This window comes from Rathayibacter sp. AC182 (assembly GCF_979253875.1).
In genome coordinates this window covers 1,437,604-1,451,874 of sequence record NZ_CEEDEK010000005.1, presented here as the reverse complement: position 1 = coordinate 1,451,874, position 14,271 = coordinate 1,437,604, and the positions used below count along the sequence as shown (strand labels likewise).

Here is a 14,271-nt window from a genome sequence, read left to right as displayed (position 1 = left end):
GGGGGTCCGTCAGAACGGGGGCGGGTCGTCGAAGCGGGGACCCCTCTCGCTTCCGACCGTCCGACGTGGTGCGACGAGCGCCGGCGCGCGCGTACTGACCCGACGGCCGGTGGGAGTGGTCCAGTCGGCGGTGCCGTCGGGATGCAGAACGTAGGTCCAGCGGTCGCCGTGTCGGACGTGGTGATGGCTCGTGCAGAGCGACGCCAGGTTGTCGAGTGCGGTCTCGCCTCCGTGGCGCCACTCGATCGTGTGGTCGGCCTCGGCGGTCATGGCGGAGCGGGTGCACCCGGGGAACCGGCAGGTCCGATCCCGCAGCTGGAGCGCCAGCCTCATCCGAGGCGGAGGCACGCGGTGGGTGCGACCGACCGAGACGACCCCTCCCGTCTCCGGATCGGTCAGGACGCGCGTCAGGGAGGCTCCCTCGACGATCAGCTCACGGGCGAGCCCGGCGGGCACGAGGCCGTAGCCGTCGAGCACCGCCGAGGCGTCGTCGCGCCCGGCAGCGGTGCTCGCGGCGAGCGTCAGTCGGACCTCCGCACGCAACCCGGGCACGAACGTCGGAGCGCGAGCGTCGCCGCCGATCCTGACAGCGCGGTCGATGCCGTCGCCATCCCCGGCGGGCGCCGAGCGGGGTTCTGACCGGGGCGCGGTGCCGGTGATCTCACCGTCGCACAGCAGATCGGCGCAGGCGTCGGCGCGGAGCTGCGCGAGCGTCCGCCCGTCGCCGGAGCCGGGGCCCTCCCTCGGCGGCGCCGTCGCGGAGGGAGCGGGCGATGCGGTCGAGGCGGTGGTACGCGCCGAGTGCGGCGGTCGCCGGGAGCAGAGCGCAGAGGGTGGCCATGCCGTCGATCTCGGGGCTGACCCAGACGGCGCGATCCTCGCGCGCGCGGGAGTGGCGCTGGGCGAGCGGCTGCTCGTGCAGCTCGTCCCGCAGTCGGGCCGTGATGCGCCTCAGCTGCGTCGGAGTCGACGACGAGGCCGCCTCGGCCGCCCGCTCGTCGAACACCGCTCGGGACTCGGCGGGCAGGGTGCTCGCCGTCGCGCAGATCACCTCGCCCGACTCCCAGAGGATGCGGGCCTCTGCCAGCGCGGCGCGGGTGCACGGGAGATGCTCGACGAGCAGCTGCGCGTGCTCGAGCATTCGGGTCGCGGCCCGCTCGGAGACGCCGAGGGCGACCGCCATCTCGGCGCGGAGCGACCGCTCCACGAGGTCGCCCGCCTCGCTGCGGGAGAGGCCTCCCCCGCGCGCGAACGACTCCGGCACCGCGAGCGCCGCGCGGTGGGCGGCGTGCAGCGCCGCGGCCCTCGCGAGGAGGATCGGGGCCGTGGAGCGGGCGAGGCGTGCGGCGAGATCGGAGAGGGCGCGGACCGTGTCGGGCGCGACCTCCTCGGTGGGCGAGGGGGAAGGTGATGTCATGCGAGCAGTACGGCGGAAACCACTGACATTCGCTCATGTTCTGCGGATCGGGGGAGATCGGGGTCGGTGGAGGTGGGTGCGGCGGCGTCGGCGTCGGCTCCGTCGGGGACGCGGGCGTGCGGCGTCGGGAGTCCTCAGGTCCCGATACGCCCCTGCGGGGCCATTCGACCAGCAGGAAGGCGCGATACGCCCCTGCGGGGCTACTCGACCAGCAAGAGGGGGCGGAAGGACCAGGAGCACCTGGGGTGGCGGGTCTCGATACGCCCCTGCGGCCGGGGCTGCTCGACCAGCAGGAACAGGCGGGGCCGCCCGGTCGGACGGCCCAGCCTGTGCGCTACTTGATCGAGCCGCGCATCACTCCGCTGACCACCCAGCGCTGAGCGAACAGGTAGACGATCAGCAGCGGCGCCATCGCCATGAGGTAGGACGCGAAGGCGACGGTGTAGTTCGTGTTGAACTGCCCCTGGAACACGTACTCGGCGAGCGGGAGCGTGCGGGCGGCGGGGTCCGAGAGCACGACGAGCGGCAGGATGAAGTCGTTCCACGCCCAGACGCAGGTCAGGATGCCGACCGTCGCGTTCATCGGTCCGAGCAGCGGGAAGATCACCTGCCAGTAGGTGCGCCAGGTGGACGCGCCGTCGGTGCGCGCCGCCTCCTCGAGCTCGATCGGGATCGAGCGGATGAAGGCGGTGTAGATGAACGTGTTGATCGACAGGCCGAAGACCGCGTAGAGCAGGATCAGGCCGACCTGGTTGTCCAGGCCCAGCAGAGCCGTCTCCTTCACGACCGGCAGCATGATGATCGGGAACGGCACGAAGACCGCGGCGAGCAGGTAGAAGTAGACGCCCTTGAAGAACGGCTTGTCCAGGTTCCGAGCGACGGCGTAGGCGACCATCGAGTTCGAGAAGAGCGTCAGGACGACGGCTCCGACCGTGATCAGCGCCGTGTTCACGAACGCCTGCGGGAACCGGGTCGCGGTCCAGGCCTCGGCGAAGTTGCCCCACGAGATCGAGGTCGGCAGCTCGAAGCCGGTGCCGCCGAGCTGGTCCGGCGTCTTCAGCGCCGTCACGACGGCGAAGTAGAGCGGCAGGAGGATCGTGAGCGAGCAGACGGCGATCAGCGCGGTCGCCCACCAGTTGATCCGGTAGGTGTCGCGGGAGGGCGGCGCGTCCGCCGCTCCTCGTCCTGGCCGAGGGCGATGGCGGTGGTGGGAGTGACGGTGGCGGTCATCAGAACGACGCCTCTCTGCGGCTGAGGACCCGGAACTGGATCAGCGAGACCACGATGATGATGAGGAAGTAGAGGACGGCGTTGGCCGTCTGGTAGGCGTACTCGCCGCCCTGGAAGCCGCCGCGGTAGATGAGCAGCGTGATCGACTCCGTCGAGGTGCCCGGTCCGCCGTTGGTCAGCGCCACGATGTGGTCGAAGACCTGCAGGAAGTTCTTCATCGAGATGACCATGTTGATGGTGAAGAACGAGGCGATCAGCGGGAACGTGATCGACGTGAACTGGCGCCAGGTCGACGCTCCGTCGAGCGAGGTCGCCTCGTACAGCTCCCCCGGGATCGTCTGCAGGCCGGCGAGGTAGATGATGATCGAGAAGGCCGAGGCCTGCCAGACCGCCAGGACCACGATCGCGACCCAGGCCCAGTCGGGGTTCGCGAGGATGTTCTCCCCGATGACGGGGATGCCTCCGAGGATCTGCGGCAGCGAGTTCGCGAAGAGGTACTGGAACACGTACCCGATGACCAGCGTCGAGAGCACGTACGGGATGAAGTAGATGCCCCGGAACGCGGTCTGGAACTTGATCTTCGCGTTCAGCGCGATGGCGATGGCCAGCGAGATGACGTTGACGAGGATCGTCGCCACGATCGCGAAGCCGAAGGTGAAGCCGTAGGCCTTCCAGACGCGGTCGTCCTGGAGGAGGGCGACGTAGTTGGAGAAGCCGATCAGGTCCCACGCGCCGTAGCCGGCGTAGTTCGTGAAGCTGAAGAAGATGCCGGTGAGCACCGGCACGGTGTGCAGCACGAAGAAGAGGAGGACGGCGGGGATCGTCATCCGGTAGAAGGTCTTCGAGGTGCGGCCGATCGTGCGCTTGCGCGGCGAGCGGGGCGGAGTCGTCGCGAGCGTCTGCGCGGGCGCCGTGGTGGTCGTGGTCATGGGCCGGGTCACTTCCTGGTCGTGCGTGCCGCGACTTTGCGCCACTCACTGTCGAGGGTCCGGAGCGCCGCATCGGCGTCCCCGTCGGCGAGGAACGCCTGGAGGGTGGGGTTGAGCGGGATGCTCGCGGGGATCTGGTGGTCGACGAAGCCGATCAGGCGGCCCTCGGCGAAGTACGGCTGCAGCTCGGCGAGGGTCGGATCGGCGTTGGGCGCGGCGTCCACGAGCGGCGAGTACGCGGCCTGGCTGGCGACGTACGGCTCGACGACTCCGGGCGTGAGCAGGTAGTCGACGAAGCGGCGGGCCGCCTCGAGCTTAGGGTGCCGCGCCCGATCGCGATCGCGACGTCGACCCCGGAGGTGACGCGGGTCTCGGCGGGGTCGTCGAGCACGGGGTAGGGGAAGACGCCGAGGTCGATGTCGGGGTTGTTCGTGCGGACCGGGTTGATCGCCCAGATGCCCTGCGCGTACATCGCGGCCTCGCCGGCGGCGAATGCCTGGTTGCCGTCGTCGTAGCCGCGGCCGAACGCGCCCTCCTGGGTGTACGAGAAGAGGGTGCCGAGGCGCTCCATGGTGCTCGCGTAGTCCTTCGAGAACGAGACGGGAGAGTCGGGGCCGAGGCTCGCCCCTCCTCCCGCAGCGCCTCGAAGAAGCCCTCGGGCTGGAGCTGACCGCCGATGGCGTTGAAGGCGGGGGCGCCGGTCCAGTTGTCGAGCAGGGCGCCGTAGAACGGAGTGACGCCCGCGGCGACCAGGGCGTCGCAGACCGCGATCAGCTCGCTCCAGGTCGTCGGCACCTCGAGGCCGTTCTCGGCGAAGATCGTGCGGTTGTAGAGGATGCCGTCGGCGTTGTTCGCGAACGCCAGGGCGTTGATCTCGTCGCCCTCGAAGCTCCCGAGGTCGGCGAGGATCTCGAGCGCCGCCGGGTTCACCCGGTCGACGAGCTCGTCGCCCGTGAAGTCGTGGAAGACGCCGGCCTTCGCGAGGTCCGCGTAGTACCCGCTGCCGTTCAGGGTGAGCACGTCGGGGACCTTGTCCTTGACGAGGAGGGTGCGGATCGCCGTGTCCGGGTCGGGCACGTTGTTGGCGATCACGCGGATGTCGGGGTTCGCCGCCTCGAAGTCGCGGATGATGCGCGCGAAGTCCTCGACCGCCTCGGCCTTGAACTGGAAGAAGTCGAGAGTGGTGACTCCGCTCGAAGCGCCCGGCGAGGCGCAGGAGGCGAGGGCGGCCGCGGAGGCGGCGGCCAGGGGCACGGTGAGGAGGGTCCTGCGCGAGAGGTGTCGTCTCGCGAGGTCTGATCGGGGGACATCGGCGTCTCCCTGCGGTGGAAGGGGTGTGGTGAGGGGAGGGTGGACTGCTGGATCAGCGGGGTGGGGGCGGCGGTCAGACGGCGGTGAGGGTGAGCACCACGAGCTGCTCCGGATCGAGGACGGGCGCCTGGACGCCGACCGTCGCGAGGACGCGGCCGCTGAGCACGGTCGTGCGGCCGGTCCAGCCGAGCTCGGACTGCCCGGGGCCGCCCAGCGGCGCACTGACCGGTGCGAGGGCCACCGAGTACGACCGCTCCGGATCCAGACCCGGGAACGTCAGGGGTCCGGGCGGATAGCTCTCGCTCGTGCGGAGGCGGGCGTAGACGAAGAGCGCCTCGGCCCCGTCCACCGCGACCACTCCCGAGAGCGAGGCCGAGTCGTCGGCGAGATCGGTCCGCACCGCGACGCCCGAGTGCAGCAGGGCGCGGTGCTCGCGGTGGAACGCGACCCAGCGGGCGAGCTCCTCCTCGACCTCCGGGGCGAGGTCGGAGATGTCCCACTCGATGCCGAAGTGGCCGGTGAGCGCGGTGCCGGCACGGAAGGACAGCGAGTGGGTGCGCGACGTCGAGTGCGACCGCGGCCCGCCCACGTGCTGGCCCATCAGCTCCGGCGGCACCACCAGCTGCGTGTACGGCTGGATCGTGGCGCGCTCGAGCGGGTCGATGCGGTCGCTCGTCCAGATGCGGTCGGTGCGCGCGAGGATCCCGAGGTCGACCCGGGCCCCTCCGGAGGCGCACGCCTCGATCTCGAGCCCGGGGTGGCGGGCGCGCAGCTCGTCGAGCAGGCGGTAGAGGGCGAGCACGTTGTCGTGCACGGCCGCGCGACCGGTGGCGGGCGAGACGGCCTCGAGCAGGTCGCGGTTGTGGTCCCACTTGAGGTACGCGATCGGGTACTCGACCAGCAGGGCGTCGAGGGCCGCGAGGACGTGGTCGTAGGCGCCCTGCTGCGAGAGGTCGAGGACCTGCTGCTGGCGACCGGGGAGCGGGAGGTGTCCGGCGGGGCCGAGGATCCACTCCGGGTGCGCACGGGCGAGATCCGAGTCGGGGCTGATCATCTCGGGCTCGACCCAGAGCCCGAACTGCATGCCGCGCGACGTAACGGCGTCGATGATCGGAGTGAGGCCGTCGGGCCAGACGGAGCGGTCGACGCTCCAGTCTCCGAGTCCGGAGGTGTCGTCGCGGCGGCCGAGGAACCAGCCGTCGTCGAGCACGAACCGCTCGACTCCCAGGCGCGACGCCCGCTCGGCGAGGGCGGTGAGCCGCTCGAGGTCGTGGTCGAAGTAGACGGCCTCCCAGGTGTTCAGGGTCACCGGGCGCGGCGTCGACGGGTGCTGCGGCCGCGCACGGACCGAGGCGTGGAAGCGGGCCTGCAGCTGGGACAGTCCGTCGCCCCACGAGCCCGAGGCGATCGGCGTCTCGTAGCTCTCGCCCTGCGCCAGCTCGATCTCGGCGGGACGCAGCAGCTCGCAGGCCGCGAGGAGCGAGACCCCCTCGGGGGTGCGCTCGGCGCGGATCGAGGTGTTGCCGCTCCAGCCGAGGTGCAGGCCGTGCACGAGGCCGCGCTCCCAGCCGAAGCCGGGGGTGCCGACGGCGAGCAGGAGGGTGGAGTCGGCGCCGGGGCGGCCTCGGCGGCTGGAGCGCACGTGCTCGCCGATGGTCAGCTCGTGGCGCTGCGGGTGGCGCTCGCGGAGGTGGTGCCCGGTGGTGTCGAGGATCTCGCGGGCGGTCGCAGGAGGGGGAAGCCGAGCTCGAGGCGGTCGAGGCGGAAGGGCCGCTCGTCGAGGTTCTCGACGCGGGCGCGCTGGGTGAGGAGTCCGGCGGAGTCGACCTCGAGGTCGATCGTGACGCGGAGGCGGGCGCCGGCCGCGATCAGCCGGAGCGCGGATCCGAGGACCTCGACGCTCTCGACGGCGAAGCGCTCGCTCGCCGTCGTGCGGTCGTGGGTGCCCTCGAGGGTGGGGGCGTGCTGCCAGCCGTCGGCCTCGACGGCGACGAGCCCGAACGGAGCGAAAGCGTCGAGCCCGCCCGAGACGCGCTGCGGAACGGCGGCGTCGGCGAGGGCGGATAGTTCAGCGCCGGAAAGATCACCGAGGTCGGCGCCCCAGTGCGTGATCGAGGGGAACGTGTCGTGCCGGGCGTCGAGGACGACGCTCGTCCCTCCGTTCCGGAGATGGAGGACCGCACGATCCGCGGACCGACGGGTGGCGGGACTGCTCGTCTCTGCTGTGCTTCGCTGCATGTGTTCTTTCTACGGCAGAACTAATGGGGGTGTCAAGAGGCTTCCCCGAGCCCACCACAGGTCGACGACCGCTACATTGCTACCGGAGTGGAAAGAAGAGGCAGCATGGCCATCACCGACACCGTCGCCCCCGAGGACACCGCGGGGACCTCCGCGGAGCTGCTCGCCCGCGAGGTCCTCATCCACGGTCCCATCTCCCGCAGCGAGCTCGGCCGCCGCCTCCGCCTCTCCCCGCCAGCCTCACCCGGCTGGCGCGCCCCTTCATCGAGGGCGGGCTCTTCGTCGAGGGACCCGAGCAGAGCACCGGAGTGGGCCGCCCGGCCCGCCCGCTCGACATCCGCCCCGACTCCCTCCGCTTCGTCGGAGTCGAGGTGACGGGCACGCAGGTGCTCGCGGTCCGCACCGACCTGCGCGCCCGGACCGAGGTCGAGCTCGTCCGCGATCTCGCGGGCACCTCGCCCGCCGAGGTCGTCGAGGCGATCGTCGGAGTGGTCGAGGATCTCGGTGGGGCCGCCGCGTTCGCGGGTCTCGGAGTCACGATCGGCGGCAGCGTCGACGCGGCCGGCCGCGTGAGCCGTGCGCCGTTCCTCGGCTGGCGCGACGTCGATCTCGCCGGGCCGCTCTCCGAGGCGCTCGCCCTGCCCGTCGCACTCGAGAACGACGTGGTCGCGCTGACCGCGGCGGAGCACTGGTTCGGTCAAGGCCGCGGCGTGGCGCACTTCGCCGTGCTCACGATGGGCGCGGGAGTGGGCTACGGACTGGTCGTGCACGACCGCGTGGTCGCGCCTCCCGCGGCGGGCCTCGGGCTCGGCGGGCACTTCCCCCTCGACTCCGGCGGACCGGTCTGCGAGGCGGGGCATCGGGGCTGCTCCACCGCGATGCTCACGCTGCCGTCGCTGTCGCGGCAGCTCCTGGTGGCGACGGGACGCGAGCTGACGCTGGGCGAGGGGCTCTCGCTCGCGCGGTCGGGCGACCCGGGCGCCGCTCGGATCCTCGGGGACGCCGCCCGCGCGCTCGGCACGATGATCTCGGCGATCGCGAACCTGGCGATGGTCGACACGGTGATCCTGGCCGGCGAGGGTGTGGCGCTCTACTCGGAGCAGTCGGAGCTCGTCGACGCGACCATCGCGGCGACGCGGGATCCGGATGCGGCACCGCCCGTGCTCCTGGTCGACGACGGCGGGCTCATCGAGTGGGCGCGCGGGGCGGCGGCGACGGCGATCCAGCGGCTGCTGCCGCGGATCGCCGAGGTCGTCCTCCGGGGCGGCGGAGTAGCGCGGCGACACTGCTCGCCCCCTCGCTGATCGAGGAGCCGCGCAGCGCCCACCCCTGCTGATCGAGGAGCCGCGCAGCGGCGTACCGAGACCTCCGTCACCGGGAGGGTGGATCTCGATACGCCCGCTCCGCGGGCTACTCGATCAACAAGAGCGCGCCCGCTCCGGAGGTGGTCGATCAGCAAGGACGTGCGCGCCCCGAGGGATGCTGGATCAGCGGGGACGCGTCCGCACCGCGGGACGCGCGGGCGGCAGGGCCGCTCAGCCCTGCGCCGCGACGAGCTCGCGGAGGGCCTGCACGACGAGGGCGTGGTCGTCGAGGGAGGCGAGGCCCGAGACGGTGGCGGCAGCGACCACTCCGACCCCGCGCACGCGGATCGGGACCGAGCCGCCGGTGACGGCGTACTCGGGACCGAGCCAGCCGCGGTCGGTCGGATCGGCGCCCGCGGCGACGAAGCGGGCGTCGGCCAGAGCACTGCTCGTCTCGAGGCGGAGGACCACGGCCGACTTGCGGGAGATCCACGACTCCTGATCGGGCGTGCTCCCCGGCAGCGCGGCCCGGAAGAGGATCAGGCCGGGGCGGCGGATGTCGACCGAGACGGCCGCTCGGGCCTCGCGCGCCAGCTCCGCGATGCGGCAGCCCAGCTCCCACGCGGTGCTGTGGTCGAACGAGTCGAGCACGAGCTCGCGCTCCTGCTGCTCGAGCTCGGCGACGAGGGCGGTCGCGGCTCCGACCTCATCTGTGGTGCTGTCGGTGCTGGTGCTGTCGGTCACGGTGTCCTCCCGGAGTGGTCCCCCGACGAAGCCGACCACCTCGGTGCGACCTCGCCGCGGCGGCGCGCCGGAGGAGGGGTCAGCGGCCCTCGTACTCGGCATCGGTGACGTGCTCGGCCCAGATCGTGCTCGCGGCGGGATCGTCCGCGCTCTCGAAGAGGGCGAGGTGCTCCATGAAGACGCCGGGTGCGCTCGCGTGCCAGTGCTCCTCGCCGGGCGGCGTGTAGAGGGTCTGCCCCGCGTGGACCTCGAGGACCGTGCCGTCTCGGCTGCCGAAGCGGGCGACTCCGCTGGCCACGTGCAGGTACTGGCCGCGCGCGTGCGCGTGCCAGGCGGTGCGGGCGCCGGGCGCGAAGCGCACCCGGGCGAGGGTGGCGCGCTGATCGGCGTCGTGCGGGACCGCGATCAGGTCGAGCCAGACATGGCCGGCGAACTGCTCGGGCGGGTTCTCGACGGTGGGAGCGGTGGGTTCGATGTTCACGGGGATCCTCTCGGCGGTGGCGGGGTCAGAGCGGGAGCAGTCGCACGGTCGCCGAGACCGGGCCCGCCCGAGCATGGGCGAGAGGTAGGGGCTGCCCGCGTACTTCGCGCGGTAGGCGGCGTCGACCGCCTCGTGCATCGCTGGGTCGGCCTGCTCGAACGCCACCTCGTGCTCGGTGCCGGCGGCGCGGATCCGCCCGGCGCCCTGCTCGATCGCGGCGCGGTACCAGCGCGAACTCCGCCCGTTCCAGGCGCGGGCGAGCAGATCGCCGCCGACGACGACCGACCAGATCCAGGTGGGAGTGCCGTAGGTCGTGCCGTCGGCGCGGAAGGGCGACACGTGCAGATCATCGGAGGCGGCGATCGCAGCGAGCGTCGCTGGACTCCAGGTCATTCGGGGCTCCTCGGAGTCGGGGGCGGAGAGAGCACCGCGGCGGGCGCATCGCGGATCGTGCCGGGCGGCGCCTCCCGCTGCCGCGTCGCCCACCACGAGGCGAGCAGGCTCAGCGCGTCGGCGCTCGGCGAGCCGGGCTCGGCGCAGTAGATCAGGAAGTTCAGCCCTTGCTCGCCCATCGGCTCGAACGCCTCGTAGCTGAGGTGCAGATCGCCGACGACCGGATGGTGGAAGAACTTGGCGCCGCTGGCGTGATGCCGCACGTCGTGGGCGCCCCAGCGGCGGCGGAACTCATCGCTCCGGGTGGAGAGCTCGCCGATGAGCGCCTGGAGACCGGCGTCGTCGGGGGTGCGGCCGGCCTCGGTCCGCAGGATGCCGACGCTGATGTCGGCGGCCGTCGCCCAGTCGGGGTGGAAGCGCTCGGAGAGGTCACGGCGGAGGAAGGTGAAGCGAGCGAGGTTCACCGGTCGCTCGGGGCGCTCGTACTCGTCGGCGTACAGGGCGCGGAACAGCTCGTTCTCGGCGAGGACGTCGAGCCGGCCGTTGCGGACGAAGGCGGGAGCGCTGCTGATCGACTCGACCGCGAGGCGCAGGCCGGGGCGCACGGAGGCGATGCGGCGGGGACGGCGGCGGACGGGCGACCCTCCGGCCGCTCGGGCGAGATCGAACAGGTGTGCGCGCTCGGCGTCGTCGAGACGCAGCGCAGCGGCGAGCGCCTCGAGCACCCCTCGGAGGCTCCCGCGCAGGTCGCCGCGCTCGAGCCGGGAGTAGTACTCGATGCTGACCCCCGCGAGCTGCGCGACCTCGCTGCGGCGCAGGCCCGGCACGCGCCGGACTCCGCCGGAGGGCAGCCCGACCCTGTCGGGCGAGAGGCGGGCGCGGCGGGAGACGAGGAAGTCCTTCACCTCGGGATCGTGGGGCATGGGTTCACGCTACGTCGCGCCCCGGATCGGCGGGGTGCCCTGTCAGAACACCTCGGGAGAGAACCTCCCGGAACCCTCCTGGGGAGGAGTTGTCTGGATCGGCGCGCCCCCGTCCCCGCGCCGCGAGGGATCACTCCATGCCCGCCGTCACGACTCCCGCCGTTCCATGAGCACCGCCGAGAACCTGCCCGTCGGCATGACCCGCGGCCTCACGCTCCTCTTCGCGATCGCCGGCGGCGCCGCGGTCGGCAACCTGTACTGGGCGCAGCCGCTGCTGGGGGTGATCGGCGGGGACTTCGAGTCTCGGCGGGTGCCGCGGGGCTGCTCGTGACGGTCACGCAGATCGGCTACGCCGCCGGGGTGTTCCTCCTGGTCCCGCTCGGCGACACGCTCGACCGGCGGCGCCTGATCCCCGCTCTGATGACCCTGGCCGCGGTGTTCCTGGCCGCCACGGCGCTGGCGCCCGCGTTCCCGGTGCTGCTCGCGAGCCTCGCGCTGATCGGGGTGACGACGGTGGCCGGCCAGCTGCTCACTCCGCTGGCCGGCGACCTGGCCACCGACGAGCAGCGCGGGCGGGTGCTCGGCGCGGTCGCCTCCGGACTGCTGCTGGGCCTGCTGATCTCCGCGCGATCAGCGGGATCCTGGCCGATCTGCTCGGCTGGCGTGCGGTGTTCGGCATCGCCGCCGGGCTGATCCTGGTGCTCGCTCTCGTGATGGCCCGTCGGCTGCCGCACCTGCCTCCGCGCGCCCGGGTGCGGTACGGGAGCCTGCTCGCGTCGGTGCTGCGGACGGTCGGGAGCAGCCGCGCGGTGCGCGTGACGGTCCTGATCGGCGCCTCGGCGATGTGCGCGTTCACCCTGTTCTGGACCGGGCTCACCTTCCTTCTCGGCGCCGAGCCGTACTCCTACTCCGCCACCGCGATCGGGCTCGTGAGCCTCGTCGGCATCGCGGGGGCCGTCTCCGCGCAGCGGGTCGGGCGCCTGTACGACCGCGGGCTGTCGCTGCCCGCGATGGGCGTCGGACTCGCCGTGGCGCTGCTCGGGCTCGTGATCGCCGGAGTGGGCTCCGGCTCGATCGTGGTCGTGCTGATCGCGGTGGCCGTCTTCTCGATCGGGCTGCAGGGCGTGCAGGTGCTCGCGCAGACGCGCATGCTCTCGATCGACCCGGGGGCGCGGAGCCGGCTGAACACGGTGTACATCGTGGGGAACTTCGCGGGCGGCGCGATCGGATCGGCGCTCGCGGGCGTGCTGTGGCAGGCGGGCGGCTGGACGGCGCTGATGCTGGTGGCCGCGACGGTGCTGGGCTTCGGGCTGACGGTGTGGGCGGTGCAGCGGACGCGGGCACTGGCGGGCTGACGGGGGCGCGAGACGTCGCGGGGGTCCTCGCATCGCGAGTCGACTCGAGACGGGCTCCGACCGAGAAGCGCAGCCCGATCCGCGTCCACTCGACGAGGTCCACGGTCGCGAGTCGACTCGGAACGGGCTCCGACTCCGAAGCGCACCCCGGTTCGCGACCACTCGACGACGCTCACAGACGCGAGTCGACTCGGAACGGGCTCCGACTCCGGCGCGCACCCCGGTTCGCGACCACCCAGGAACCTGCACGGCCGCGAGTGGGCGCGAGACGGGCCCCGAAGCAGCGCTGCACCCCGCTCCGCGACGACTCGAGGACGACGACCGCGCCCGCCGGCTCAGCGGCGGTCGAGCCGCGGCGCGTCGGCCAGCAGCCTCCGCGTGTACTCCGACGCCGGCGCCCCGAGCACCGCAGCGACCGGCCCCGACTCCACCACCCGCCCCTCGCGCATCACCGCGATGCGGTCGCTCATGTGCGCGATCACACCGAGATCGTGCGAGATGATCAGCAGCGCCAGTCCGTGCCTCCGCTGCAGATCGTCGAGCAGGTCGAGGATCTGCGCCTGCACCGAGACGTCCAGCGCCGACACCGGTTCGTCGCAGATCAGCACGTCGGGCCGCGTGGCCAGGGCGCGCGCGATCGAGACCCGCTGGCGCTGGCCGCCCGACAGGGTCCGAGGCGACCGCGAGGCGAGCGAGGGAGCCAGGCCCACGCGGCCCAGCAGCTCGTCGACGTCGCCCGCCCCCGCGTCGCGCAGCAGACGGCCGACGCTCCAGCGCGGGTCGAACGACGAGAGGCTGTCCTGGTAGACGGCCCCGATGCGCGGTCGCAGCGGGCGCCGGTCGCGTTCGCGCGCCGCCGACCACGGCCGGCCGAGGAACTCGACGCTCCCCTCCTGGGGACGCCGCAGGGCCAGCAGGAGGCGCGCCACCGTGCTCTTGCCCGATCCGGACTCGCCCACCAGCCCCAGGGTCTCGCCGCGCCGCAGCTCCAGGCCGATGTCGTCGACGGCGACCCGCGTCCCTCCGTCCGGGCGCGCGAAGCTCGTGCGCAGCCCCTCGGCGCGCAGCACCACGTCGCCCGGGGGCGGCGGAGGAACGACCTCGGCGCTCGAGGACGACAGCCGCGTGCCGCGCGGCCGCCCGGTCGGCACCGCCGCGACGAGGGTGCGGGCCTCACGGCTCGTCGGAGCACCCAGCACCTGCGCGGCGGGACCCTCCTCGACCACGCGGCCGTCGGCCAGCACGAGGATGCGGTCGGCGAGCCCGGCGACGACCGCGAGGTCGTGCGAGACCAGCAGCAACGCCCGTCCGCGCGCCTTCTGCTCGGCGAACAGCTCGAGCACGCGGGCCTGCACGGTCACGTCGAGCGCGGTCGTCGGCTCGTCGGCGACGAGCAGCGGAGGATCCAGCGCGATCGCCGAGGCCAGCAGTGCCCGCTGCCGGAGCCCGCCCGAGAGCTCGCCCGAGCGGTCGCGCATCCGCTCGGCCGCGTCGGGCATGCCGACGCTCGTCAGGGCCTCGGCCGCGCGCCGCGAGCGCTCGGCCGCGGGCAGGCGCCCGTGCAGACGCCAGGCGTCGCCGATCTCGCGCCCGATCGGACGCAGCGGGTCGAGGAGAGGAGGGCGTCCTGGGGTACGAACCCGGCACCGGCCCCGCGGAGCCGCCGCAGCGTCGGCTCGCCCGCACCGACCACCTCCGTGCCGCCCACGCGCACGCTGCCCGAGACCGCGCCCCCGCTCAGCCCCAGCAGCGCTCTGGCCGTGACGCTCTTGCCCGAGCCCGACTCCCCCACGATCGCGACGCACTCGCCCGGCTCCACGCGGAACGACACCCCGTGCACCACCTCGACGCCGTCGAACGCGACGCGCAGGCCGTCGACGACGACGGCGCTCATCGCGCACCCCGCAGCCGACCGCCGAGCACGGTGGTGGCGATCGTCGATCAGC

General features: G+C 72.9%; 17 protein-coding genes and 2 pseudogenes. 5 read left to right on the top strand and 14 right to left on the bottom strand.

The genetic code is table 11. The features are described 5' to 3' along the window. Positions 1–9: 9 nt before the first annotated feature. From AC0CII_RS18985 to AC0CII_RS18950, 8 genes and pseudogenes are all read right to left on the bottom strand, one after another. Positions 10–660: an HNH endonuclease signature motif containing protein gene (locus AC0CII_RS18985; RefSeq protein WP_465231014.1), complete on the bottom strand. Its 651-nt coding sequence runs from the start codon at positions 658–660 to the stop codon at positions 10–12. A 1-nt stretch (position 661) separates the two neighbouring features. Next, the gene (locus AC0CII_RS18980; RefSeq protein WP_465230314.1) at positions 662–1,417 is read right to left on the bottom strand and encodes a DUF222 domain-containing protein; all 756 of its coding nucleotides are present in this window, start codon (positions 1,415–1,417) and stop codon (positions 662–664) included. Positions 1,418–1,751: 334 nt separating this feature from the next. After that, a complete protein-coding gene (locus AC0CII_RS18975) occupies positions 1,752–2,486 on the bottom strand; it encodes a carbohydrate ABC transporter permease (protein ID WP_465230313.1) in 735 nt (244 codons plus the stop codon). A gap of 160 nt (positions 2,487–2,646) precedes the next feature. Further along, a complete protein-coding gene (locus AC0CII_RS18970) occupies positions 2,647–3,576 on the bottom strand; it encodes a carbohydrate ABC transporter permease (protein WP_465230312.1) in 930 nt (309 codons plus the stop codon). Positions 3,577–3,584: 8 nt separating this feature from the next. Beyond that, complete coding sequence (locus tag AC0CII_RS18965; protein WP_465230311.1) at positions 3,585–3,800, bottom strand: hypothetical protein; 216 nt, start codon at positions 3,798–3,800, stop codon at positions 3,585–3,587. Between the two features lie 91 nt (positions 3,801–3,891). Beyond that, on the bottom strand, positions 3,892–4,830 hold the full coding sequence (locus AC0CII_RS18960) for an ABC transporter substrate-binding protein (protein WP_465230310.1): 939 nt from the start codon (positions 4,828–4,830) through the stop codon (positions 3,892–3,894). 130 nt (positions 4,831–4,960) lie between these two features. Further along, positions 4,961–5,236 (bottom strand): GH36 C-terminal domain-containing protein, encoded by a 276-nt coding sequence (locus AC0CII_RS18955; protein WP_465231013.1) that lies wholly within the window; start codon positions 5,234–5,236, stop codon positions 4,961–4,963. A 117-nt stretch (positions 5,237–5,353) separates the two neighbouring features. After that, positions 5,354–7,125 (bottom strand): annotated as a pseudogene (locus AC0CII_RS18950) (alpha-galactosidase); the annotation flags it as partial. A 105-nt stretch (positions 7,126–7,230) separates the two neighbouring features. On the opposite strand from AC0CII_RS18950, the gene AC0CII_RS18945 reads away from it, so the two are divergent. After that, positions 7,231–7,500 (top strand): hypothetical protein, encoded by a 270-nt coding sequence (locus AC0CII_RS18945; RefSeq protein WP_465230309.1) that lies wholly within the window; start codon positions 7,231–7,233, stop codon positions 7,498–7,500. After that, positions 7,434–8,429, top strand: a complete 996-nt coding sequence (locus AC0CII_RS18940; RefSeq protein WP_465230308.1) for an ROK family protein — start codon at positions 7,434–7,436, stop codon at positions 8,427–8,429. Before AC0CII_RS18945 ends, AC0CII_RS18940 begins: the two co-directional genes overlap by 67 nt. Before the next feature lie 231 nt (positions 8,430–8,660). Here the strand turns inward: AC0CII_RS18940 and AC0CII_RS18935 are convergent, their stop codons facing one another. The 4 genes and pseudogenes from AC0CII_RS18935 to AC0CII_RS18920 form a co-directional block, all read right to left on the bottom strand. After that, on the bottom strand, positions 8,661–9,173 hold the full coding sequence (locus tag AC0CII_RS18935; protein WP_465226793.1) for a heme-degrading domain-containing protein: 513 nt from the start codon (positions 9,171–9,173) through the stop codon (positions 8,661–8,663). A 79-nt stretch (positions 9,174–9,252) separates the two neighbouring features. Further along, entirely contained in the window at positions 9,253–9,654 is a 402-nt protein-coding gene (locus tag AC0CII_RS18930; protein WP_465226794.1) for a cupin domain-containing protein, read from the bottom strand. A 123-nt stretch (positions 9,655–9,777) separates the two neighbouring features. Beyond that, positions 9,778–10,047 (bottom strand): annotated as a pseudogene (locus AC0CII_RS18925) (DUF2255 family protein); the annotation flags it as partial. Next, positions 10,044–10,970, bottom strand: coding sequence for a helix-turn-helix domain-containing protein (locus AC0CII_RS18920; protein ID WP_465230307.1), 927 nt, complete (start codon positions 10,968–10,970; stop codon positions 10,044–10,046). The gene AC0CII_RS18920 and the pseudogene AC0CII_RS18925, both read right to left, overlap by 4 nt. Positions 10,971–11,136: 166 nt before the next feature. On the opposite strand from AC0CII_RS18920, the gene AC0CII_RS18915 reads away from it, so the two are divergent. The 3 genes from AC0CII_RS18915 to AC0CII_RS18905 are packed head-to-tail and all read left to right on the top strand — an operon-like array spanning position 11,137 to position 12,325. Continuing rightward, positions 11,137–11,301 (top strand): hypothetical protein, encoded by a 165-nt coding sequence (locus AC0CII_RS18915; RefSeq protein WP_465226796.1) that lies wholly within the window; start codon positions 11,137–11,139, stop codon positions 11,299–11,301. Then, complete coding sequence (locus tag AC0CII_RS18910) at positions 11,298–11,663, top strand: MFS transporter (RefSeq protein ID WP_465230306.1); 366 nt, start codon at positions 11,298–11,300, stop codon at positions 11,661–11,663. Before AC0CII_RS18915 ends, AC0CII_RS18910 begins: the two co-directional genes overlap by 4 nt. Beyond that, positions 11,639–12,325 (top strand): MFS transporter, encoded by a 687-nt coding sequence (locus tag AC0CII_RS18905; RefSeq protein WP_465230305.1) that lies wholly within the window; start codon positions 11,639–11,641, stop codon positions 12,323–12,325. The genes AC0CII_RS18910 and AC0CII_RS18905 overlap by 25 nt, the downstream gene beginning before the upstream one ends. 335 nt (positions 12,326–12,660) lie before the next feature. Here AC0CII_RS18905 and AC0CII_RS18900 read toward each other — a convergent pair whose 3' ends face one another. Then, the gene (locus AC0CII_RS18900; protein WP_465230304.1) at positions 12,661–13,824 is read right to left on the bottom strand and encodes an ABC transporter ATP-binding protein; all 1,164 of its coding nucleotides are present in this window, start codon (positions 13,822–13,824) and stop codon (positions 12,661–12,663) included. An 11-nt stretch (positions 13,825–13,835) separates the two neighbouring features. Beyond that, positions 13,836–14,219, bottom strand: a complete 384-nt coding sequence (locus AC0CII_RS18895) for an ATP-binding cassette domain-containing protein (protein ID WP_465231012.1) — start codon at positions 14,217–14,219, stop codon at positions 13,836–13,838. Positions 14,220–14,271 lie beyond the last annotated feature (52 nt).